Origin of the sequence: Saccharothrix saharensis, assembly GCF_006716745.1 — a bacterium.
GTDB classification, from domain to species: domain Bacteria; phylum Actinomycetota; class Actinomycetes; order Mycobacteriales; family Pseudonocardiaceae; genus Actinosynnema; species Actinosynnema saharense.
The window spans coordinates 3,741,356-3,763,086 of record NZ_VFPP01000001.1 but is presented as its reverse complement, the minus strand read 5'-3'; the positions used below and the strand labels follow the sequence as shown (position 1 = coordinate 3,763,086).

The following is a 21,731-nucleotide window of genomic DNA, read 5'->3' as shown; positions in this document are numbered from 1 at the left end:
GATTCTCCTCCCGCCGGTCCACGCGGTCGCGGTGGCTCACGCCCCTGCCCCAAAACCTACACAGCCCCACCTGAGGACCGGTCACGTCGCGGAACGGCACTCGCAGCGCGGGTGCACCGGCGCGATCCGGTGCTCGACCACCCCGGCGAACGCGTCCACCTCCAGCGTCGCGTCCCAGGTGGGCGGCCTCGTCCCGGACGGCTCCGACCGGTCGAGCGCCAGCAGCGCCTGCCCCACCGCGACCCCGGCGGTCGCCGTCACGGTGGCCAGGTCGGCCTGCTGCGCCCGGTCGACCAGCTGCGCGGCGATCATCGGCCACGCCGGGTCCTCGTCCGCCTGGTACCGGTCCGCGCACCTCAGGCAACTGCTCCGACCCGGCACGACCAGCGGCCCGACCACCCCCAAGCCCTCCCGGACCCGCACGGCCAGGTGCGGCGTGCCGTCCGAGGTCAGCCGGTGCAGCAGCTCCGGGGCGGGCACCAGGGCGTCGGCCAGCACCACCAGGTCCACCGCGCGCCCCACCGGCCGCACGGTCCCGGCCGCCCGCCGCACGACATCCCGGGCGGCTTCGGCGCGCGGCCGGCCGACGTCCGCCTCGACGTACCCCGACCCGGTGTCCTCCGGTCCGACGCGACCCCGCGCGACCACCCGAACGTGTGCCACTCCGGAGGCCGCCAGGAGCGCGGCGACGGTGACCGCGAGCCGTCCCTCGCCGTGCACGACGACCGACCGGGCGGCGCGGTCGGCGGGCAACCCGGTGGCGTGCCGGCGGGTCCGCAGCGCCCACCCGGTCACCTCGGCGGTCAGCCGGGGGTGCGGCACCGGCACGGACTCCTCGACCAGCCCGGCTCGCGCGAGGCCGTGCAGGACACCGGTGAACTCGGCTGCCTGCCGTCCGTGGCCGGCGAGGCGTTCTCGCAGGTCGGAGAGGGTGTGATGGCCGTCGAGGCCGAGCAGGACGGACGCCATGGGCTCGGGCACTTCCTCGACCAGCATGGCGTGCCGGGGGTCCGTGCCGATCTGCACCACGTCGGCCCGGCGGCGCAGCAGCGGCAGCCCCGGCAGGACCCTGGGGCGGTTGGGTAGATCCACACCGGCAGCGTGCCCGTGCCGGCCGGCACGGCAAAACGCCTGTCCACAGGCTCGCCGGTTGTCCACAGAGGCCGATGAGGGCCTTGACGGGCGGCCGGGCGCCACGAGGTCCCGGCCACCCGCCGGCGATCAGACCTTCGCCTTGCCGAGGATTCGGGTCACCGTGGTGCCGCAGACCGGGCACTTGCCCTTGGCCATCCTGCGGTTGTTGCTCTCGTGCACCTCGCCCGTGAAGTCGCGCTTCTCACGGCACTTGACGCAGTAGCCGTTGTAGGTCTCGGCCACGGCTTCCTCCTCGCTTCGAGAGTGCGGAGCGATCTGCGCCACACTCGGGGGTTGCGCTGAACGCTACCTCCGGGAACGCCCCTCCGCTGCACGCCGCGTCGAGCGTGTCCAGCCGCCTTTCGGTGGAACCTGCTGGTCCGTCCTTCCACGCACCGCCGCTTGGCCGCCGCGGACTGTCGGTCCCTGGCCTTACCGTGAACGCCATGCCCGAACCGCAGGTGGAGGTGCGGCGCAGCGCCCGGCGCCGTCGCATGGTGAGCGCGTACCGCGAGGGGGACACGGTCGTGGTGCTGCTGCCGGCTCGCATGAGCAAGAGCGAGGAGAAGCACTGGGTGGCGGAGATGCTGAGCCGCCTGCAGCGCAGCGAGACCCGCAGGCGCTCACCCACGCGCACGTCCGACGCCGCGCTGCTGGCCCGGTGCGAGGAGCTGGCGGAGAGGTACCTGGACGGCGTGCAGCCCAGCAGCGTGCGGTGGGTGCCGCCGATGCGCACGAGGTGGGCGTCGTGCACGCCGAGCGAGGGCACGATCCGGATCAGCGAACGGCTGCGCGACGTGCCCGCGTGGGTGCTCGACTACGTGCTGGTGCACGAGCTGGCGCACCTGGAGGTGCCGGGGCACGGCAAGGACTTCTGGCTGCTCGTGCACCGGTACCCGAAGGCCGAGCGGGCCATCGGGTACCTGGAAGGCCTCTCGGCCGCGGCCGGGCTGGGCATCACCGAGGAGGACTGAAACACGGCAGGACCCCGCGAGGTCGACGGGCGCGACCTCGCGGGGGTGACCGCTCCTACGCGTCCTCGGGCTTGTCCCCGTCGTCACCCTCGGTCTTGGCGTCCTCGTCGCGCAGGGTGCGCTCCAGCTCGGCCATCGGGTCCTCCAGCGCCTTGCGCGTCTGGCCGAACCGCTCGGCGAACTCCATCGGGTCGTCCAGGTCCTCCGCCGAGGGCACCAGGTCGGGGTGCTCCCACACGCTGTCGCGCTGCTCGATCCCGTGCTGGTCGGTGAGCAGCTTCCACAGCGCCGCCGCCGAGCGGTGCCGGCGCGGCCGCAGCTCCAGGCCCACCAGCGTGGCGAACGTCTGCTCCGCCGGCCCACCGGACGCCCGCCGCCTGCGCAGCGTCTCCCGCAGCGCCTCCGCGCCGGGCAGCCGCTCGCCGACCGCCTCGTTCACCACCACGTCCACCCAGCCCTCGACCAGGGCCAGCAACGTCTCCAGGCGGGTCAGCGCGGCCTTCTGCTCGGGCGTGGTCTGGGGTTCGAGCATCCCCGACTTCATCGCCTCTTCGATGCTCGCCGGGTTCGCCGGGTCGATCTGCCCGGCCAACTGCTCCAGCGCCGACGTGTCCACGGTGATGCCGCGGGCGAACTCCTCCACCGTGTCCAGCAGCCGCTGCCGCAGCCACGGCACGTGGCTGAACAGCCGCTGGTGCGCCGCCTCGCGCGCGGCCAGGAACACCAGCACCTCGCTGGTCGGCCGCTCCAGGCCCTCGGTGAACTTCTCGATGTTGTCGGGCAGCAGCGCGGCCGTGCCCTCCGGCCCGAGCGGCAACCCGACGTCCGTCGACGTCAGCACCTCGGCGCCGAGCTGCGCCAGCGCGCCGCCCAACTGCGAGCCGAACGCCATGCCGCCCATCTGCCCGAGCATCGACAGCAGCGGTCCGGCGGCCTCCTTCGCCTCGGCGGGCATCGCCTCGACCCACGCGCCGGACACGCGCCGCGCCACCGGGTCGCACAGCCGCTGCCACGTCGGCAGCGTGCGCTCCACCCAGTCACGCGCGGTCCAGCCCTGGGACGTGCGGGCGCCCGCGGGCAGTGCCGTCACCGGGTCCAGCCACATCTCGGCCAGGTGCACGGCGTCGGCCACCGCGCTGTCCTGGTCCGGGCGGAACCCGGTGCCGCCCTTGCCGGCGAGCTGCTGCAGCGCGATCTGCTTCGCGAGGTCGTAGTTGACCGGCCCGGACGACGTGCCCGCGTTGCTGAACATCGCACCGAGCTGGCTCAGCATCGCGCCGAGCTGGTTGAAGTCGAAGGGGTTCTCCCCTTGGTCTCCGGGTTTGCGGTCGCGGTCGTCGGGGTCCTGCGGGCTGAACCCGAAGGGCAGGTCACTCATGGGTCCACGGTACGCGGCACGGCAGGCCCGCGTGGGACCGGTTCGCCGGCAGCGTGACGCCGTGGTCGTACCCTGTCGGGCGTGACCGAAGGCACCGACACCGTCGTGGACCAGGCACCAACCCCACCGCACGCGCCGCGGCGCGGCCTGACCCGGCGGACGTGGACCCTCGTGGTCAGCCTCGCGGTCGTGCTGGCCCTCGGCCTGCTCGGCGGGTTCGCGCGCGTGCCGTACGTCGCCCTGGGCCCCGGACCGACCTACGACACGTTGGGCCAGGTCAACGGGGGTGACGTGGTGGCGGTGGAGGGTCAGGAGACGTTCCCGACCGGTGGCCGGCTGACCATGACCACCGTGTCGCTGACCGACGACGTGTCGCTGTTCGGCGCGCTCGGCCTGTGGATCAGCGGCCGGTACGCGCTCGCGCCGCGCGAGGAGTTCTTCCGGCCCGGCGAGTCCGAGCAGCAGGTCCGCGACCAGAACGTGAAGGCGTTCCAGGACTCGCAGACCAGCGCCGAGGTCGCCGCGCTGCGCTACCTGGACTACCCGATGAAGGTCGTCGCCGCCGAGATCACCAACGACACCGCCGCGGCCCAGGTGCTGGAACCCGACGACCGGCTGCTCGAGGTCAACGGCAAGCAGGTCGCCTCGGCCGACGACGTGCGCTCGGCGCTGGAGACGACCAAGCCGGGCGATCAGATCACGCTCACGTTCGAGCGCGGGTCCGAGCGCAAGACCGCCACCGTGACGCTGGGCAGCACCGAGGGCCGCGAGACCGGCTTCCTGGGCGTGCTGCCGCTGGACCGCGCGGACGTGCCGTTCGAGATCAAGATCAGCCTCACCGACGTCGGCGGACCGTCCGCCGGCCTGCTGTTCGCGCTGTCGATCGTCGACAAGCTCACGCCGGGCGAGCTGAACGGCGGCCAGTCCGTCGCGGGCACCGGCGAGATCAACGACCAGGGCGAGGTCGGCCGCATCGGCGGCATCGGGTTCAAGATGGTGGCCGCCCGCGAAGGCGGCGCCACCGTGTTCCTCGTGCCCGCCGGCAACTGCGACGAGGCCAAGCAGCACGCGCCGGAGGGCTTGCGCCTGGTCAAGGTGCAGAAGCTGGACGACGCCGTGCAGTCGCTGGAGTCCTTGAGCAAGGGCGGTGACGCGCCGGGTTGCTAGGGCCGCAAGGTCTCGAGCAGGGCACGGGTGAGGTTCGGGGCCAGTTCGGGGTGCGCCACGACCTCCTCCGGCACCTCGACGTTGCCCCGAAGCCGCAGCACGCACGCCGCCGAGCCGTCCCGCAGCACGGCCGCCACCAGGCGGGCCTCGCGGCGCTGGGGGTGCTCGGCGGCGAACTTGCGCGCCTGCTCGTCGTCCAGCTCCTGCTCGGTCAGCTGGGCCTCGGCGTCCGGCGGCAGCACGACGATCTCCTGCGCCAACGCGCACCCGTGCACGACGTCCGGCCACACGATGCCCGCCAGCGCCCGGTCCAGCTCCTCGTCGGGCAGCGAGTCCTGGGCGATCGGCGTCAACGGTGACGACTCGGGGTCGAGCTGACCCGCCAGCTCCGGCTGCTGCGCCAGCAGCTCGACCGTCGGGACCAGCGCGAACAGCTGGGTCGGCTGGTTCCAGCCGCCGGTGGACACGAACTCCTCGACCTCGCGGGCGACCTCGGGCAGCACCACGGGCGGCGTTTCACTCGCTGACACGTGCGCCATGGTCGCATCTGGGTAAAGGGTCGACCGAACGGGGAACCCTCGGCGGCCTCCGTAGAGTTGGACAGAACGTACGAACGCCACTACCGCGATCCAGGAGCGTGCCCCGTGGCCACACGGCCCCCGGTCGGACTGCCCAGGCTGTCCCGTCGCAGCCGGATTCTGCTCATCGTCGGTGCGGTGGTCCTGGTCGGTCTGATCACCGGCTCAAGGCTGCTCGGCACCTACGTCAACTGGCTCTGGTTCGGCGAGGTCGGCTTCCGCAGCGTCTACGGCACGGTGCTCGCGACCCGGTTCGGGTTGTTCCTCGCCGTGGGTCTGCTGGTGGGCGGTCTCGTCGCGATCAACCTGATCCTCGCCTACCGCACCCGGCCGGTCTTCGTGCCGGTGTCCGGGCCCGACGACCCGGTTGCCCGCTACCGCGCCGTCGTCAGCAGGCGCATGAAGCTGTTCGCCATCGGCCTGCCGGTGCTGATCGGCCTCATCGCGGGCACCTCGGCCCAGGGCGACTGGCAGCAGGTCCAGCTGTTCTTCAACGCCACCTCGTTCGGCGTGGCCGACCCCGAGTTCGGCCACGACATCGGCTTCTACGCCTTCCAGCTCCCGTTCTACACGTGGGTGATGTCGTGGCTGTTCATCGCCACGGCGGTCGCGTTCGTCGCCGCGGTGGTCGCGCACTACCTGTTCGGCGGCATCCGGCTGGCGGGCCGCGGCGGTCAGCTCTCCGGGCCCGCGCGCACCCACCTGGCGATCGTGGCCGGCGTGTTCATCCTGCTCAAGGCGGTCGCGTACTTCCTCGACCGGTACACGCTGCTGTTCGAGCGCAACGACAAGTTCGACGGCGCGAGCTACACCGACCTCAACGCGGTGCTGCCCGCCAAGCTGATCCTGCTGTTCATCGCGGTGTTCTGCGCCATCGCGTTCTTCGCGGGCGCGGTGCTGCGCAACCTGCAGCTGCCCGCGATCGCGACCGTGCTGCTGGTGCTGTCCTCGATCCTGGTCGGCGCCGCGTGGCCCGCCGTGCTCGAGCAGTTCTCGGTGCGACCGAACGCCATCGAGAAGGAAGCCGAACCCATCGGCCGCAACATCGAAGCGACCCGACAAGCCTACGGGTTGACCGATGACAAGGTGGAGAGCAAGCCGTACGCGGGCAAGCAGAACGTCTCGCTGGAGGAGCTGAAGAACGACCAGGCGACCGTCGGCAACGTCCGGCTGCTCGACCCGGCCGTCATCTCCAAGACGTTCACCCAGTTCCAGCAGCTGCGGCCGTTCTACGCGTTCCCGGAGAAGCTGGACGTCGACCGGTACACAGTGGACGAGCAGCTCCAGGACTACATCGTCGCGGTCCGCGAGCTCAACACCGCGGGCATCCCGCAGGGCCAGCGGGACTGGATCAACCAGCACCTCATCTACACCCACGGCAACGGCATGGTGTTCGCCGAGGCCAGCAAGGTGAACTCGCCCGCGGACGAGGGCGGCAACGGCGGCTACCCGGTGTTCGAGGTGGCGCAGGTCGGCCAGGACGGCAAGGTCCAGCCCGGCCCGTTCGGCGTGGAGCAGCCGCGCACCTACTTCGGTGAGCTGGGCAGCCCGGCCGACTACGCCATCGTCGGCGGCCGCGGCGAGGGCGCTCCCGGTGAGTACGACACCGACGGCTCGTCCTACACCTACACCGGCAAGGGTGGCGTCCGCATCGGCGGCCTGTTCAACAAGGTGGTCTTCGCCGCCGCCTACGGCGAGCGGAACATCCTGTTCAACTCGGCCATCGGCGACGACTCGCGGATCATCTTCAACCGCCACCCGCGCGACCGGGTGGAGGCCGTGGCGCCGTGGCTGACCGTGGACGGCGACCCGTACCCGGCGGTGGTCGACGGCCGCATCACGTGGATCGTCGACGGCTACACCACGCTCGACAACTACCCGTACGCGCGCCGCACCGCGCTGGGCGACGCCACGAACGACTCGCTGCCGGGCGTGGCGCAGCAGCCGAACCGGGAGATCAGCTACATCCGCAACTCGGTCAAGGCCACTGTGGACGCCTACGACGGCACGGTGACCCTGTACGAGATGGACACCAAGGACCCGGTGCTCAAGGCGTGGATGGGCGTCTTCCCGGGCACGGTGAAGGCGAACAGCGAGATGTCGCAGTCGCTCAAGGAGCACCTGCGCTACCCCGAGGACCTGTTCAAGGTGCAGCGCGAGATGCTGTCGGAGTACCACGTGGACAACCCGCGTGACTTCTACTCCGGCGTCTCGTTCTGGTCCGTGCCGTCCGACCCGACCATCGACAACGCCACCACGGTCGAGGCGCAGCAGCAGGGCGTGCAGCAGCAGCGCGACCGGCAGCCGCCGTTCTACGTGCTGGCGGGCGACCCGACCGGTGACGCGAACAAGGTCAGCTTCCAGCTCACCAGCGCGCTCGTACGGCTGAACCGCGAGTTCATGGCGTCGTACGTGACGGTGAGATCCGACCCGGACAACTACGGCAAGATCAGCGTGCTGACGCTGAACAACGAGGCCAAGGGCCCGCAGCAGATCCAGACGACGTTCCTGACCAACGGTGAGGTCAGCAGCGAGCTGAACCTGCTCACGCAGCGGCAGACGAAGGTCGTCTACGGCAACCTGCTCACCCTGCCGGTGGGCGGCGGCCTGCTCTACGTGGAACCCATCTACATCGAGCGGGCCAGCCAGAACACCCAGTTCCCGCAGCTCTACAAGGTGCTGGTGAGCTTCGGCGACAAGGTGGGTTACGCGCCGACGCTGAGCGAGGCGATGGAGAAGGTGCTGTCCGGGTCGTCGGCCCAGGTGCCGCCGTCGGACAACACCGGCCAGCCGCCGAGCTCCACCCCGTCGACCACGCCCACCGCGCCGAACGACGGGCAGGGCGGCACGGAGCTGCAGCAGGCCGTGCGGGACATCCAGTCGGCCCTCGCGCGGGTGAAGTCGGCGCAGTCCAGCGGTGACTTCGCCGAGCTCGGCAACGCGTACAAGGCGTTGGACGAGGCGACGAAGAGGTTCGAGACGGCGAGCGCGGCGTCCACGCAGACGCCGTCGACGTCCCAGGCGTCCCCGACCCCGACCGGCTGACCTGCACTGATATCGCGATCGGGTGGCCTGGGACACGTTCCAGGCCACCCGATTTGCATATCCCGGTAACCGGGGCGTAGAGTTCTAAATGCAGCGCGGGGTGGAGCAGCTCGGTAGCTCGCTGGGCTCATAACCCAGAGGTCGCAGGTTCAAATCCTGTCCCCGCTACCACGGAAAGGCCCTCGGAGTTTCGACTCCGGGGGCCTTTCGCCTGTCAGTGGTCGACGACCCGCAGCAGGTGCCCCGACGTGCTGCGATGCCGCTTTGGGCCCCCCGGTGAAAAGTGGTTTCCGGGGCGTGTATAGTTGTCTTTAGCAGCGCGGGGTGGAGCAGCTCGGTAGCTCGCTGGGCTCATAACCCAGAGGTCGCAGGTTCAAATCCTGTCCCCGCTACTACGCGAAAGGCCCCCGGGACGTTTCCCGGGGGCCTTTCGCCTGTTCGCGCTCAGGTCATGTTCTCGGCCCAGTACTGGGCGCAGGTGAGCGAGCAGACCCGGCCTTCGCCGCTCACCGTGCGGTGCCTGCGGATCTGCTTGCCGCACACCATGCACTCGTCCTTGCCCGCCTGTTCCGGGATCGTGCCGGACGCCCAGGCGCGGGCGTTGCGGACTACCTTCGTCCCCGTCGTCCATTTGATGCCCACAGCTGACCTCCCAGTCGAACGAGCACAGTCGAACGGACACCCGCCGTAATGGTCCCACCACCCGACGTGTTTGCCACCTCGAGAGCCGGACATCACCGGGTTGTGCTATCCGCCCCCGGTCCCGCCGGGGCGGGTCGGACGCGGCGAGTGACCCCGCACTGCCGTTCGAGTGAACGCAAAAGTGCGGTTTCCCTTGTGCTCCAAGGATTTCCACTTGACGTGGACAAGCCGGGTCAAGCGGCCGAACGCGTGGCGTTGATCAGCGGGCGGTTACGCAGCGATGCTTTGCGTTGCTCCGCTTGGCCCAACTCCACTAGCCCGTGATCAGCCACAGTGGACAGAACGGCTGACCATTGTGGACAGCGACCGGTGAGCGTGGCACCGTTGGAGGTGTGTCGGACCTGAATGCGACGGCGGCCGCCCTGCTCGGGCTGCTGCACGACGGACCCAAGACCGGTGGCCAGCTCGTGGCTGAGGCCGGAGAGCGCTTCGGCGCGTTCTTCAGCGTCACCCGCAGCCAGGTCTACCGCGAGCTGCCCGCGTTGGCGGACCAGGGCCTGCTGCGCCTCGGCAAGCAGGGCCCGCGCTCCAGCCAGCAGTACGTGCTGACCGCGGCGGGCAAGAAGGCGTTCAAGAACTGGCTGCTCTCCGAGCCGGGGCCGGACCACCTGCGCAGCCCGCTGATCCTGCGGCTGGTGCACGCGGGCTCCTTGACCGTCAAACAGCGGCAGGCGCTCGTGGACTCCGCCCGCGCGAGCTACGGCGCCGAGCAGGAGGCCGCCAAGACGGCGGTCAAGACCGCCGAGGACGCCTACGCCAAGGCGGTCGCCGAGTTCGGCCTGGCCCACGCCAAGGCCGTGCTCAAGCTGCTCGACGCCATCCCCACGGCCTGAATCGCGCCCACCGGTCGCACTCCGCGACCGGTGCCGGCGTAATCTTGGGACGTGAATCCCGACGTCGAAGCAGACATCAAGGACCTCTCCGCCACGCTCGCGAGCATCGAGGCGGTGATGGACCTCGATGCGCTGCGCGCCCAGGTCGCCGAGCTGGAGCAGGCGGCGGCTCGGCCGGACCTCTGGGACGACCAGGAGCAGGCGCAGAAGGTCACCAGCCAGCTGTCCCACAAGCAGGGTGAGCTTCGTCGCGTCACGAACCTGCGCGACCGGCTGGACGACCTCTCGATCATGTACGAGCTGGCCGAGGACGAGGGCGACGCGGGCAGCCTCGCCGAGGCGGACACCGAGCGCGCGAAGCTCCGCGAGGAGATCTCCTCGCTCGAGGTCCGCACGCTGCTGTCCGGCGAGTACGACGAGCGCAACGCCCTGGTCACGATCCGTGCCGAGGCGGGCGGCGTCGACGCGGCCGACTTCGCCGAGATGCTCCTGCGCATGTACTCGCGGTGGGCCGAGCGGCACGGCTACGGCGTCGACGTGTTCGACACGTCCTACGCCGAGGAGGCGGGCATCAAGTCCGCCACGTTCCGCGTCACGGCCCCGTACGCCTACGGCACGCTCAGCGTCGAGCAGGGCACGCACCGCCTCGTGCGCATCTCGCCGTTCGACAACCAGGGCCGCCGGCAGACGTCGTTCGCGGGCGTCGAGGTGGTGCCCGTGGTCGAGCAGACCGACCACGTCGACATCGACGAGAAGGACCTGCGGGTCGACGTCTACCGCTCGTCCGGCCCCGGCGGCCAGGGCGTGAACACGACCGACTCGGCGGTGCGCCTGACGCACATCCCGACCGGCATCGTCGTCTCCTGCCAGAACGAGCGCTCGCAGCTCCAGAACAAGGCCACCGCGATGGCCGTGCTCCAGGCCAAGCTGCTGGAACGCCAGCGGCAGGAGGAGCAGGCGAAGATGGACGCGCTCAAGGACACCGGCTCGAGCTGGGGCAACCAGATGCGCTCCTACGTGCTGCACCCGTACCAGATGGTCAAGGACCTGCGCACCGAGCACGAGGTCGGCAACCCGTCCGCGGTGCTCGACGGCGAGATCGACGACTTCCTGGAGGCGGGCATCCGCTGGCGCAAGCAGCACCAGTCCTGATCGGTCAAGCCCCCATCCGGCGGGCGAGACGAGGGCTTTACCCGGCCCGCGAGTACACTCGCGCCTCGTGATTCGCCTCGAACACGTGTCCAAGGTCTACAAGAGCTCCGCGCGTCCCGCGCTCGACAACGTCTCGGTCGAGATGGACAAGGGCGAGTTCGTGTTCCTCATCGGGCCTTCCGGTTCCGGGAAGTCCACGTTCCTGCGGCTCCTGCTGCGGGAGGAAGTGCCCAGCAAGGGCCGCGTGTACGTGTCGAACTTCGACGTGGCCAAGATGTCCCGGCGCAGGGTCCCCCGCCTGCGCCAGTCCATCGGCTGCGTGTTCCAGGACTTCCGGCTGCTGACCAACAAGACCGTGGCGGAGAACGTCGCGTTCGCGCTGGAGGTGATCGGCAAGCCGCGCAACACCATCGTCAAGGTGGTGCCCGAGGTGCTGCAGCTGGTCGGCCTCGACGGCAAGGCGGACCGGATGCCGAACGAGCTGTCCGGTGGCGAGCAGCAGCGGGTGGCGATCGCCCGCGCGTTCGTGAACCGGCCGCTGGTGCTGCTGGCCGACGAGCCGACGGGAAACCTGGACCCCGACACCAGCCAGGACATCATGTTGCTGCTGGAGCGGATCAACCGCACCGGCACGACGGTGCTGATGGCCACCCACGACCACTCCATCGTCGACTCCATGCGCCGTCGCGTGGTCGAGCTGGACCACGGCCGGATCATCCGCGACGACGCGCGGGGTGTTTACGGCGTGGGCCGCTGAGCCCGAGGCCGCCGGACCCCCTCATCCCCCGACCCTGAGGAACGTTCCCCCCGATGCGTACCAGCTTCGTGTTCAGCGAGGTCGTCACCGGCCTGCGCCGGAACGTCACGATGACCATCGCGATGATCCTCACGACCGCGATCTCGCTCTTCCTGCTCGGTGTCGGCCTGCTGGTCGTCAACATGGTGGGCAAGATGCAGGACGACTACCTCGGCAAGCTCGAGGTGGCGGTCATGCTCACCAACGACATCAGCGTCAACGACAAGGACTGCACGCAGCAGCCCTGCTCGAGCCTGCGCAGCCAGCTGGAGACCACGTCCGGGGTCGAGACCGTCGTCTACGAGAACCGCGACAAGGGCTTCGAGCGGTTCAAGAAGGTCTTCGAGTCGCAGCCCGAGCTGGCGAAGCTGGCCCGCCCGGAGGCGATCCCGGCGATGTTCCGGGTCAAGCTGGAGGACGCGGAGCGGTCCGACGTGATCGTCCAGGCGTTCACCGGCAAGGCGGGCGTGAAAAAGGTCGACGACCAGCGCGAGGACCTCGACCGGCTGTTCGGCTTCCTCAACGGCGTGCGCGACGCGGCGCTGGCCCTGGCGCTGCTGCAGGCGTTCGCCGCGCTGATGTTGATCTCCAACACGATCCAGGTGTCGGCGTTCACCCGCCGCACCGAGGTCGGCATCATGCGGCTGGTCGGCGCCACCCGCTGGTACACCCAGCTGCCGTTCCTCATCGAGGCGGTGGTCGCGGGCGTCATCGGCGCGGTCGCCTCGATCGGGTTGCTCGTGGTGACCAAGCTGTTCCTGCTCAACCGGGTGCTCGGCGAGCTGTTCCAGGCGAACATCATCCCCGAGGTGAGCATGGTCGAGATCCTGTTCCTGTCCCCGATCCTGGTCGGTGTGGCGATCGCGATCTCGGCGCTGACCGGCTACGTCACGCTGCGCCTCTACGTGCGCCTGTAGGTTCCGATAACCGCTGGCGCGCTCACGTAAGGTTTCGGTCATGGTCAAGGAACGCGGTCAGAAGGTGATCGCGTCGAACCGCAAGGCTCGGCACGACTACACCATCCTCGACACCTACGAAGCGGGTGTCGTGCTCGTCGGCACCGAGGTGAAGAGCCTGCGCATGGGCAGGGCGTCCCTCGTGGACGCCTTCGCCCAGGTCGACGACGGCGAGATCTGGCTGCACGCGCTGCACATCCCGGAGTACGTCGCGGGTACCTGGACCAACCACGAGGTGCGCCGCAAGCGGAAGCTGCTGCTCCACAAGAGCGAGATCGAGCGGCTGATCGGCAAGACCAAGGAGAGCGGTCTGTCGCTGATCCCGCTGTCGATGTACTTCAAGGACGGGTACGTCAAGGTCGAGATCGCCCTGGCGCGCGGCAAGAAGTCCTACGACAAGCGGCAGGACCTGGCCAAGCGCGACGCGCAGCGGGAGATCCAGAAGGCGCACGGCCGGGCGTTGAAGGGGCGGTACTGACCCTGGACGGGCTGCCGGGCCTGGTCGACGTGCACGTGCACTTCATGCCGCAGCGCGTGCTGGACAAGGTGTGGGCGTTCTTCGACTCCGCGTCCCGGCACTACGGGGTCGACTGGTCGATCCGGTACCGCCTGCCCGAGGACGAGCGGCTGGCGGTGCTGCGGTCGTTCGGCGTGGTCGCGTTCGCGCCCCTGGTGTACCCGCACAAGCCGGGCATGGGGGAGTGGCTGACGGACTGGGCGCTGGACTTCGGGGCGCGCGTGGACGGTGCGGTGCCCACGGCGACCCTGTACCCGGAGCCGGGCGTCGAGGCGTACGTGGCGCGGGCGTTGGCGGCGGGCGCGCGGTGCTTCAAGGCGCACGTGCAGGTCGGCGACTACGACCCGCGGTCGTTGGACGGCGCGTGGGGCCTGCTGGCCGAGGCGCGGGTGCCGGTGGTCGTGCACTGCGGTCACGGTCCCGTGCCGGGCGCGCACACCGGGCTGGACGTGTTCGAGCACGTGCTGCGGCGGCACCCGTCGCTCGTCGCGGTGCTGGCGCACGCCGGGATGCCCGACTACCTCGGCGCGCTGGACCTGGTCGCCCGGTACCCCGGGGTGCACGTCGACACGACCATGGTCGGCGTGCCGTTCACGCAGGCGCGGGCGGCGCTGCCGGCCGACTGGGCGGCGCGGTTGGTCGACGTGGCCGACCGGGTGGTGCTCGGCTCGGACTTCCCGAACATCCCGTACGACTACTCGGAGCAACTGGACGCGATCCGGGGCTGGGCCGCCGCGGACGACCGGCTCGGCGAGCCGTTCCTGCGGGCCGTGCTGCACGACAACGGGGCCAGGCTGCTCGGGATCAGCCCAGGTTGAGGTAGGCCAGCACGGCGCGGACGCGGCGGTGCTCGCTCGTGCTCGGCTCCAGGCCGAGCTTGGCGAAGATGTTGCCGACGTGCTTCTCCACCGCGCCGTCGGACACGACCAGGGAGGCCGCGATGGCGGCGTTCGACAGCCCTTCGGCCATCAGCCCGAGCACCTCCCGCTCACGCTGGGTGAGCGAGTCCACCGGGTTGCGCTTGGAGCGGACCATGAGCTGCGTGATGACCTCGTGGTCGATGCTCGTGCCGCCCGCGGCGACGCGGCGCACCGCGGCCACGAACTCCGACACGTCGGCCACCCGCTCCTTGAGCAGGTAGCCGACGCCGTTCGCGCCGCCGGCCAGCAGCTCCACCGCGTACCGCTCCTCGACGTACTGCGAGAGCACCAGCACCGGCAGGTTCGGGATGCGCTTGCGGGCCTCGATCGCCGCCCGCAGGCCCTCGTCGGTGAACGTCGGCGGCATCCGCACGTCCACCAGGGCCAGGTCGGGGCGGTGCTCCTCGATCGCGGCGAGCAGCGCGTCGCCGTCGTCCACCGCCGCGACCGTCTCGATCCCCTCGTCGGCCAGCAGGCGTTGCACGCCCATCCGGAGGAGGACCGAGTCCTCCGCGATCACCACGCGCACGGCAGCTCCGTCCGGATCACGGTCGGCCCGCCGATCGGGCTCACCACGACGACCACGCCGTCAATCGTCGCAGCACGGTCCGCGAGCCCCGCGAGGCCACCACCCGGGCGCACCTCCGCCCCGCCCCGGCCGTTGTCGGTGACCTCCACGACCACGGAGTTCGCCGTGCGGGACACCTGCACGCGCGCCTGCGTCGCGCCGGAGTGCTTGGCGATGTTCGTCAGCGACTCGGCGACCGTGAAGTACGCCGTGCTCTCCACCGCCGTCGGTGGCCGCGGCTCGACGTCCACCTCCACCTCGACCGGGATCGGCGACCGCGCGGCCAGCGACGACAGGGCCGCGTCGAGCCCCCGGTCGCCCAGCACGGACGGGTAGATGCCGCGGGCCAGGTCGCGCAGCTCGGAGATGGCCAGCTTCGCGTCGGCGTGCGCCTCGGCGATCAGCTCGCGGGCCGCGTCCGGGTCGGACTCCATCTTGCTGCGGGCCCGGCCCAAGCCCATGGCCACGGCGACCAGGCGCTGCTGCGCGCCGTCGTGCAGGTCGCGCTCGATGCGCCGGCGCTCGGCCTCGGCCGCCTCCACGCCGCGCGCCCGGCTGGCGGACAGGTGCTCCGCCTTCGCCTCCAGCACGTCGTAGCGGGACGGGCCGAGCAGCGACCGGGCGAGCAGCGCGTGACCCTGGCCCATGGCCTTGAGCAGCCGGTAGGCCACCACGCCGAGCAGCAGGCCCGCCACGCTCACCGGGAGTGCCTTGGCGAACGAGTCGATCAGCCACACCGTGCCGTCGGGCAGCGTCACCTCCCACGTGGCCGGCAGCCAGTGCAGGTAGAACGGCAGGAACACGGTGCCGAGCACGGCCGACCACAGCGCCACCGTGAGCGCGAACTCCACGGCGCCCAGCGGCAGCATGATCAGCCAGTAGGAGAAGTCCCGCCAGGTCGCCGGGTCCTTCGCGATGGCCTTCGCGCGGGCCGTGGCTCCCTCCGGCAGCGGCCGGTACGGGCGGGGGATGTCGACACCCAGGGTCGCGCCCAGCCAGGCCCGTTCCGCCGAGGCCGCGCCGCGGGCCAGGACCATCGTCAGCACGCCGAGCGGGAGGCCCACCCACACCACCGCGGTGCCCACGCTCACCGCGCCCAACGTCACCAGCAGGACGAACCAGAAGATGCCGGTGACCAGGTTCAGCAGGAAGTACCCGCTGACCCGGCCGATGTTCGGGTTGACCCGCGTCGCCATGTTCCCCACCTTCACGCCCGATGTACCCGACCAGCATCGCTCGAACGAGTGGTCGGAACCATCAGGTCCGCCGGTCGGCGAGGGGTGGGGACAGCCCTACCAACCTAATGGGGAAGAACCGGGGGCGGCGGGGCGTTATGCTGTGCGAGGCAGGTCCCACGACACGGGGGTGAACGGTTTCGACTTTGTGCGTTGATTCAAGGGAAGCGTGCCGGTGCAGGCGAGAGACCACCGCAAGCGTCATCGCAAACCAATAAGCGCCGAGTCTAACGACCAGCGCGCGTTCGCCCTCGCCGCCTGAGGCTAGGAGCGACGCTGTCGGCCCGGAGGTGCCTCCGCTCCGGTCGCCGGCATCAGCTAGGAGGCTCACCGCCGTTCCCGGCCACGGGGAACGGTTGGGACACCCACAGTGGCTGGGCTCATCACGGTGACTTGTCCGCGTGATCACCGGGGCCGAGTAGAGGTGTAGCGGACTGCGCACGGAGAAGCCTTGATGAAGCGGCAGAGGACCCGGGTTCGATTCCCGGCACCTCCACTGGTTCGGAGCGGGGTGTGTCGACGGACAGCGTCGACACACCCCGCTCGTCGTGTGGGCGTGCGCCCCGGCCCGCCCGGAGGGCGTTGCGTCCGGACCCCATCCGCAGGTGTCGTAGCGGGGTGGGGTGGTTGCGTGGCACGGGTCGGTCGAGGTCGTCAGGGTTGGTGATCGCGGTGCTCGGCGGCGGCGTGCAGTTCGGCGCGCAGGCGTTCGGCCTGGTGCTGCACTCGGGCCCGGAGCCGCGCGAGTTCGGCGTACTGCCGGGCGTACGGCTCCTCGTGGTCGCGCAACCAGGCGGCCAAGGGGTCGCGACGGAGCCTCAGCGTGATCAGGTACGCCCGTTCCCGCGTCGCCAGCAGGTCGCGGACCAGTTCGCGGGCACGGGCGAGGTGCGGGCTCCGCGTCGACAGCAGGCGCCTCGCCGTCATCAGCGCCGGCACCTGCCGTGAGGGCTGTCGCGAGTGCAGGCGCGACAGCCCGGCCGCGTGCAACAGGTCGACGGCTGTGGTCCGGTCCCCGTCGGGCGCCAGCATCAGGCCGAGCACGTGGACGAGCAGGTGCTCCTCGCCGCGGAAGCGGACGGCCCTCACGTGCTGCCACCGGGCGAGCCACGCGGAGGACCAGTTCCGACCGGCGGTCATCGCGAGGTTGACGAGGTATTTCCGGCGGGCCTTCCCCGCCAGTTCGAGCAACTGGCCGCGCATCTCCTCCAGCCACAGGTCGACGCGGTCGTGCGGGAACCCGACGGCGACGGCCGTGAGCACCCAGTGGCCACTTCGGCGGTGCAGGGCCCGGACGCGGTGCCACAGCACGAGCCCGAGCGTCGCGAGGGACCAGAGGAACGACGATCCGAGTCCGACGGCAACGGGCACCCACGGCGAGTCGCTCAACGCCGTGCCGATCGCGATCCCCAGCGGCAGCGCGGCCAGGGACGCGAGCTGGAGGCACCGCTGCACCTCGTGGTTCACCGGCTGCTCCGCGCCGCGTCGAGCGACTGCCGTGCGCTTGCCCCACGTGACCTCGGGGTCGGGGGCGGCACCCGCGGTCCGGACCTGAGCAGGTGCACCAGTTCGACGACGCGTCGCCAAGGTTCCCCGCGTCGCGTGCAGATCGCGAACGCGACGACGCTGACGGTCCCGATCGTGAGCACGAGCAACGCCGAGGTGAGCGACCAGAGCAGGCCGGTCGACAGCGTCGTCGCGGCGAGACCTCCGAGTGCCAGCTGTCCGGGTAGGCGAGCGCCCCGGCGTAAGTCGGCTCTCGCGGGTGGCACGGGGCGACGGCGACGGTGCCGCGGGTTGGTCATCGCTGGGACTACCTCGGGAGACGAGTGGGCGGGAGCAGCGCTTCGGCAACCATGGATTGCTCTTGAGCTGCGGTGACGTGGAAATGTCAGTGTCGGCTGCTACACCTTTGATCGGCGCACGCCTCGGGCTTCTCGTGTCGAATCTTATGTACTAGATCTTTCTCAACATAGGGTGGTCACCCGAAAGTGTGGCCACGGATAGAGGTGGGATGGCCGCCTGGGGGAACCCGAGGCGACTGGGGTCCGGCGAAGGGCGATCCGGAGCGCCGGTTTGGTCCGTCCGTGTGCCGTGGTGCGCCGTGTTGATGCCACGCCAGGTCACAGCGCTAGGCCGTTCACCCGGATGGGCTGCACTGAAGGGTGGTTCGCGCACACCACTGTACGCAGGTGCTGCTAGGCCATATAGGGTTCACCCCGTGCCAGCACTGCGGATGACTGTTCAAACGCAGGCAGTCCTTCACGCCCTCCTCGCCGACCCGACGGCGGAGTTGTACGGGTTGGAGATCGCTGAACGCACGAATCTGTTGCCTGGGAGCACCTATCCGATCCTGACCAGGCTGCTGGAAGCCGGATGGATCCAGGATCGGTGGGAAGAGGTGGATCCGCATGACGAACGAAGACCGCGCAGGCGCTACTACCGCCTGACCGAGGACGGTGCGGCATCCGCTCGTGAAGCACTTCGCAAAACGACGAAAAGCCTGGCTGAATCGCTTCCGCTGTGGAACGCCACGGTCGAGGGCACTTCGTAGCCCGAGTTCCGGGGCGGCCCGCACCCCTGAGTCCTGTGCCGTGCAGCCGTGGTACGGCGCGGCGCGCCGCCGCCGCGCCCGCTCCGCGCGGAGATCCCCGCACCGGTCCTCCAGTCACTATCGCCGGGACGTGCCATTCCTCACGGTAAGCTCCGGTGGCCGTCGGACGACCGGTGGAGGTCTTTTGCGCCGCGCCTTCGCCACCCACAGCCCATATGCGCTGGCGCGGTACAACAGTTGGCCGCAGAGTCGTGTTTCGGGCTCGTGGCGGCGGCTCCACCGCGATACGACCAACCCTTGTTTCCGCAGCCTTACCAGTAGCACGTAAATCCGGTCCGGACCTATTCCCGTGCGGCCGGAAAGGGAGGTGGCCGACATCTCCTGGGTCGGAGTCGCGGCGAGCACGTCGAGAACGCGACGGGAGGCTCTGCGGCTTTGCCAGACCATGGGCGAAACCACCTGTTCGGTCACTGATGTTCTCAATATAGACGCGGCTCGCTCGAGCATGCCCGATGAAGTGACGTGGGATCTCCTTCCGGCTGATCCTCGTCGGCGAGCGGCTCGTGGGTGCGCCGAGTGGGGTCGAGCGGTTCAGTCCAACCGATGGGTGAAGATGAACGTTGCACCCTCCTATCGGGACACACTCCGCATCATTGCTGCTCGGTTCGGGTGAAATGGCAACGCTGTCGTCTCGCTCGGAAGAGTGATGCGGCAACGTTGAGTGGTGAGCGGATCGCTGGTGAGTGCAGGCCTCTACGGCAAGTGGGGCGTGAACGCTCGGGCACCCTGTCGGGTGCGCCGCTCGACGTCGGCGACGGTCCGCTCGGCGAACTCGGCCGGCGGGTCGAGCAGGCGGGCGCGGATGATCGTCGCGGTCTGGTCGGCCGGCAACGGGCTAGCGGCGCGCGGGCTGGGCGGTCATCGGGTCCTCGGGCCAGCGGTGCTTGGGGTAGCGGCCCCGCAGCTCGGCCCTGACCTGTGGGTATCCCGTCCGCCAGAACGACGCGAGGTCGCCGGTGACGGCCGTCGGGCGGCCGGCGGGGGAGAGCAGGTGCAGCACGACCGGCACGCGGCCGTCGGCCAGGCGGGGCGTCTCGGTCCAGCCGAAGACCTCCTGCACCTTCACCGGCAGGACGGGCTCGGGGCTCGAGTAGTCGACCCGGATGCGTGAACCCGAAGGCACGTCGAGCCGGTCCGGCGCGAGCTCGTCGAAACGGGCCGCGGCGGGCCACGGCAGGAGTCGGCGCACGACTTGTTCGCCGCTGATGCGGGCCAGGTCGGCGCGGCGTCGTGCGTCACCCACGTCCACCACGGTGAGCAGCGCGTCGTCGTCCACCGAGGGCCACGGGTCGCCGATCACGCGGTGCAGGAACGCCATCCGCTCACGCGTGCGCAACCCGTCCGCGTCCCAGCGCAGCAACCCCGTGCCTTCTGCTCGCAGGCCTTCCAGCAGCGCTCGCCGGATCGCCTCGCGGTCGTGCAGCGGTGTGCTGGACAACGTGATCGCGCCCAGCTTGCGCAGCCGGTTCGCCACCACGTCGCCGTCCCACCGCACGTCGTCCTCGGCGGTCAGCAGGGACGACGCGGCGGTCACGGCGAGTTCTTCGTCGGCGCGTGCGGCCAACCGGATGCGACCGTGCGCGCGGCCCGCCTCCCGGTCCGCCACGGCCACCGCCAGCCACTCGGCGTCGGCCAACCCGCTGCCCGGTGGCAGCTCCACCGCCGTGCCGCCCGCCATCAGGTACACCGGCGATCCGGGGGAACGCCTGCGTGCCAACCGTTCCGGGTGGGCGAGCGCGACCACCAGCGCCGGGTCGCCGCGGCCCGCGCCGTCGACCATCGCGGCCAGGCGGCGGACCTCGCGCGGGTCGGCGTCACGGGTCGACAGCTCGACGCCGGAGTTCGCGCGGTCGTCGTCCAGCAACGCCACCACCTCGGCGGCCGTGCGCGCGCCCACCGCCGCCGCGCCGTCCAGCAACGCCCGCGCCAGCCGGGGGTGCAGGCCGAGGTCGGCCATCCGGCGGCCGCGATCCGTGACGCCGTTCGGGTCCAACGCGCCGAGCGCGCGCAGCACCGAGCGGCCCGCGTCCAGCGCACCCTGCGGCGGGGCGTCCCACCAACCGAGCCCCTCGCCGTCGGGCACGCCCCAGCAGGCCAGTTCCAGGGCCAACCGGGTCAGGTCGGCGGTGCGGATCTCCGGCTCCGGGTAGCGCGGCAACGTGCTGTGCTCGTGCGCGGGCCAGCACCGGTAGACCCGGCCCGGCGCCTCCCGTCCCGCCCGGCCCGCGCGCTGGTCGGCGACCGCCGCGCTGACCCGCACCGTGGCCAGGCCCGACAGGCCGCGCCGGTGGTCCACCCGCGGCACGCGCGAGAGGCCCGAGTCGACCACCGCCCGCACGCCGGGGACGGTCAGGCTGGACTCGGCGATCGCGGTGGCCAGCACGACCCGCCGGCGGCGTCCCGGGCGCAGGGCGTCGTCCTGGGCGGAGGCGGCGAGGCGGCCGTGCAGCGGCAGCACGTCCACGTCGTCGCCGATCAGCCCGGCGCACCGGCGGATCTCCGCCACGCCCGGCAGGAACGCCAGCACGTCACCATCCACTTCGGACAACGCCTGGCGGACGGCACGGGCGACGGTGGCCTCGACGCGTTCGTTGCGGGCCGGCGGTGTGTGGGTGGTCCCCACCGGGAACGTCCGCGCCTGCGCCCGGATCACCGGCGCGTCACCCAGCAGCTCGGCCAACCGGTCGGCGGCCACGGTCGCGGACGTGGCCAGCAGCCTCAGGTCCGGCCGCAGCCCGGCGCGGGCGTCCAACAGCAACGCCAGCAGCAGGTCCGCGTCCAGGTGGCGCTCGTGGCACTCGTCCAGCAGCACCGTGCCGACGCCGGCCAGCTCCGGGTCGTGCTGCAACCGCCGCACCAGCAGGCCCGAGGTGACCACCTCGACCCGGGTGTCCTTCGAGGTCTTGCGGTCACCGCGCACCGAGTAGCCCACGGTCCGGCCCACCGGTTCGCCGAGCAGGCTCGCCATCCGCGCGGCGGCGGCGCGCGCGGCCAGCCGGCGCGGCTCGGCCACGACCACGCGGCCGTCCAGCGCGAGCGGCACCAACGTCGTCTTGCCCGTGCCGGGCGGCGCGACCAGCACCGCCGAGCCGTGCGCGGTCAGCGTGGCCGCGATCTCGCCGAGCAGCGGGCGGATCGGCAGGTTCGGCAGCTCCACGCCGT

General features: G+C 70.8%; 20 protein-coding genes, 2 tRNA genes and 1 other RNA gene. 13 read left to right on the top strand and 10 right to left on the bottom strand.

Going from position 1 to position 21,731, the window contains the following annotated elements:
* Positions 1 to 81: 81 nt before the first annotated feature.
* Entirely contained in the window at positions 82 to 1,092 is a 1,011-nt protein-coding gene (locus tag FHX81_RS16120) for a ThiF family adenylyltransferase (protein ID WP_246107842.1), read from the bottom strand.
* 129 nt (positions 1,093 to 1,221) lie between these two features.
* Entirely contained in the window at positions 1,222 to 1,377 is a 156-nt protein-coding gene (locus FHX81_RS40550) for a DUF5679 domain-containing protein (RefSeq protein ID WP_015098458.1), read from the bottom strand.
* Between the two features lie 203 nt (positions 1,378 to 1,580).
* On the opposite strand from FHX81_RS40550, the gene FHX81_RS16115 reads away from it, so the two are divergent.
* Complete coding sequence (locus FHX81_RS16115) at positions 1,581 to 2,108, top strand: M48 metallopeptidase family protein (protein WP_141978946.1); 528 nt, start codon at positions 1,581 to 1,583, stop codon at positions 2,106 to 2,108.
* Positions 2,109 to 2,163: 55 nt separating this feature from the next.
* On the opposite strand, the gene FHX81_RS16110 is transcribed toward FHX81_RS16115, so the two are convergent.
* A complete protein-coding gene (locus tag FHX81_RS16110; RefSeq protein WP_141978945.1) occupies positions 2,164 to 3,486 on the bottom strand; it encodes a zinc-dependent metalloprotease in 1,323 nt (440 codons plus the stop codon).
* Between the two features lie 81 nt (positions 3,487 to 3,567).
* Here FHX81_RS16110 and FHX81_RS16105 point away from each other — a divergent pair, with 81 nt between their 5' ends.
* Positions 3,568 to 4,653 carry a YlbL family protein gene (locus FHX81_RS16105; RefSeq protein ID WP_141978944.1) on the top strand — a complete coding sequence of 362 codons (1,086 nt, stop codon included), beginning with the start codon at positions 3,568 to 3,570 and terminating at the stop codon, positions 4,651 to 4,653.
* On the opposite strand, the gene FHX81_RS16100 is transcribed toward FHX81_RS16105, so the two are convergent.
* Entirely contained in the window at positions 4,650 to 5,192 is a 543-nt protein-coding gene (locus FHX81_RS16100) for a PPA1309 family protein (protein WP_141978943.1), read from the bottom strand. The genes FHX81_RS16105 and FHX81_RS16100 overlap by 4 nt on opposite strands.
* A 105-nt stretch (positions 5,193 to 5,297) precedes the next feature.
* Here FHX81_RS16100 and FHX81_RS16095 point away from each other — a divergent pair, with 105 nt between their 5' ends.
* The 3 genes from FHX81_RS16095 (at position 5,298) to FHX81_RS16085 (ending at position 8,668) form a co-directional block, all read left to right on the top strand.
* The gene (locus tag FHX81_RS16095; protein WP_141978942.1) at positions 5,298 to 8,276 is read left to right on the top strand and encodes a UPF0182 family protein; all 2,979 of its coding nucleotides are present in this window, start codon (positions 5,298 to 5,300) and stop codon (positions 8,274 to 8,276) included.
* A gap of 94 nt (positions 8,277 to 8,370) precedes the next feature.
* Positions 8,371 to 8,447 (top strand) — tRNA-Met (locus FHX81_RS16090).
* 147 nt (positions 8,448 to 8,594) lie between these two features.
* Positions 8,595 to 8,668, top strand: a tRNA-Met gene (locus FHX81_RS16085).
* A 52-nt stretch (positions 8,669 to 8,720) separates the two neighbouring features.
* Here FHX81_RS16085 and FHX81_RS16080 read toward each other — a convergent pair.
* Positions 8,721 to 8,918 carry a hypothetical protein gene (locus tag FHX81_RS16080; protein WP_053717392.1) on the bottom strand — a complete coding sequence of 66 codons (198 nt, stop codon included), beginning with the start codon at positions 8,916 to 8,918 and terminating at the stop codon, positions 8,721 to 8,723.
* Positions 8,919 to 9,310: 392 nt separating this feature from the next.
* On the opposite strand from FHX81_RS16080, the gene FHX81_RS16075 reads away from it, so the two are divergent.
* From FHX81_RS16075 to FHX81_RS16050, 6 genes are all read left to right on the top strand, one after another.
* The gene (locus tag FHX81_RS16075; protein ID WP_141978941.1) at positions 9,311 to 9,811 is read left to right on the top strand and encodes a PadR family transcriptional regulator; all 501 of its coding nucleotides are present in this window, start codon (positions 9,311 to 9,313) and stop codon (positions 9,809 to 9,811) included.
* 51 nt (positions 9,812 to 9,862) lie between these two features.
* The gene (gene prfB, locus FHX81_RS16070) at positions 9,863 to 10,963 is read left to right on the top strand and encodes a peptide chain release factor 2 (protein ID WP_141978940.1); all 1,101 of its coding nucleotides are present in this window, start codon (positions 9,863 to 9,865) and stop codon (positions 10,961 to 10,963) included.
* A gap of 67 nt (positions 10,964 to 11,030) precedes the next feature.
* The gene (gene ftsE / locus FHX81_RS16065; RefSeq protein WP_141978939.1) at positions 11,031 to 11,720 is read left to right on the top strand and encodes a cell division ATP-binding protein FtsE; all 690 of its coding nucleotides are present in this window, start codon (positions 11,031 to 11,033) and stop codon (positions 11,718 to 11,720) included.
* 53 nt (positions 11,721 to 11,773) lie between these two features.
* Complete coding sequence (ftsX, locus tag FHX81_RS16060; RefSeq protein ID WP_141978938.1) at positions 11,774 to 12,676, top strand: permease-like cell division protein FtsX; 903 nt, start codon at positions 11,774 to 11,776, stop codon at positions 12,674 to 12,676.
* Between the two features lie 40 nt (positions 12,677 to 12,716).
* Positions 12,717 to 13,193 carry an SsrA-binding protein SmpB gene (gene smpB / locus FHX81_RS16055; protein WP_141978937.1) on the top strand — a complete coding sequence of 159 codons (477 nt, stop codon included), beginning with the start codon at positions 12,717 to 12,719 and terminating at the stop codon, positions 13,191 to 13,193.
* Positions 13,190 to 14,050, top strand: coding sequence for an amidohydrolase family protein (locus FHX81_RS16050; RefSeq protein ID WP_141978936.1), 861 nt, complete (start codon positions 13,190 to 13,192; stop codon positions 14,048 to 14,050). Before smpB ends, FHX81_RS16050 begins: the two co-directional genes overlap by 4 nt.
* Here the strand turns inward: FHX81_RS16050 and FHX81_RS16045 are convergent.
* Together FHX81_RS16045 and FHX81_RS16040 are read right to left on the bottom strand one after the other, a co-directional pair.
* Entirely contained in the window at positions 14,037 to 14,681 is a 645-nt protein-coding gene (locus FHX81_RS16045) for a response regulator transcription factor (protein ID WP_170232068.1), read from the bottom strand. The two genes, FHX81_RS16050 and FHX81_RS16045, sit on opposite strands and share 14 nt — an antisense overlap.
* Positions 14,669 to 15,916 carry a sensor histidine kinase gene (locus FHX81_RS16040; RefSeq protein WP_141978935.1) on the bottom strand — a complete coding sequence of 416 codons (1,248 nt, stop codon included), beginning with the start codon at positions 15,914 to 15,916 and terminating at the stop codon, positions 14,669 to 14,671. Before FHX81_RS16040 ends, FHX81_RS16045 begins: the two co-directional genes overlap by 13 nt.
* 165 nt (positions 15,917 to 16,081) lie before the next feature.
* Between FHX81_RS16040 and ssrA the strand changes: the two genes are divergently transcribed.
* Positions 16,082 to 16,454, top strand: a transfer-messenger RNA (tmRNA) gene (gene ssrA, locus FHX81_RS16035).
* A gap of 155 nt (positions 16,455 to 16,609) precedes the next feature.
* On the opposite strand, the gene FHX81_RS16030 is transcribed toward ssrA, so the two are convergent.
* A complete protein-coding gene (locus FHX81_RS16030) occupies positions 16,610 to 17,422 on the bottom strand; it encodes a hypothetical protein (protein ID WP_141978934.1) in 813 nt (270 codons plus the stop codon).
* A gap of 754 nt (positions 17,423 to 18,176) precedes the next feature.
* On the opposite strand from FHX81_RS16030, the gene FHX81_RS16025 reads away from it, so the two are divergent.
* On the top strand, positions 18,177 to 18,509 hold the full coding sequence (locus FHX81_RS16025; protein ID WP_246107841.1) for a PadR family transcriptional regulator: 333 nt from the start codon (positions 18,177 to 18,179) through the stop codon (positions 18,507 to 18,509).
* 753 nt (positions 18,510 to 19,262) lie between these two features.
* Here FHX81_RS16025 and FHX81_RS40545 read toward each other — a convergent pair.
* Together FHX81_RS40545 and hrpB are read right to left on the bottom strand one after the other, a co-directional pair.
* Positions 19,263 to 19,400 (bottom strand): hypothetical protein, encoded by a 138-nt coding sequence (locus FHX81_RS40545; RefSeq protein WP_170232067.1) that lies wholly within the window; start codon positions 19,398 to 19,400, stop codon positions 19,263 to 19,265.
* Between the two features lie 4 nt (positions 19,401 to 19,404).
* Entirely contained in the window at positions 19,405 to 21,726 is a 2,322-nt protein-coding gene (gene hrpB, locus FHX81_RS16020; RefSeq protein WP_141978933.1) for an ATP-dependent helicase HrpB, read from the bottom strand.
* Between the last annotated feature and the right edge of the window lie 5 nt (positions 21,727 to 21,731).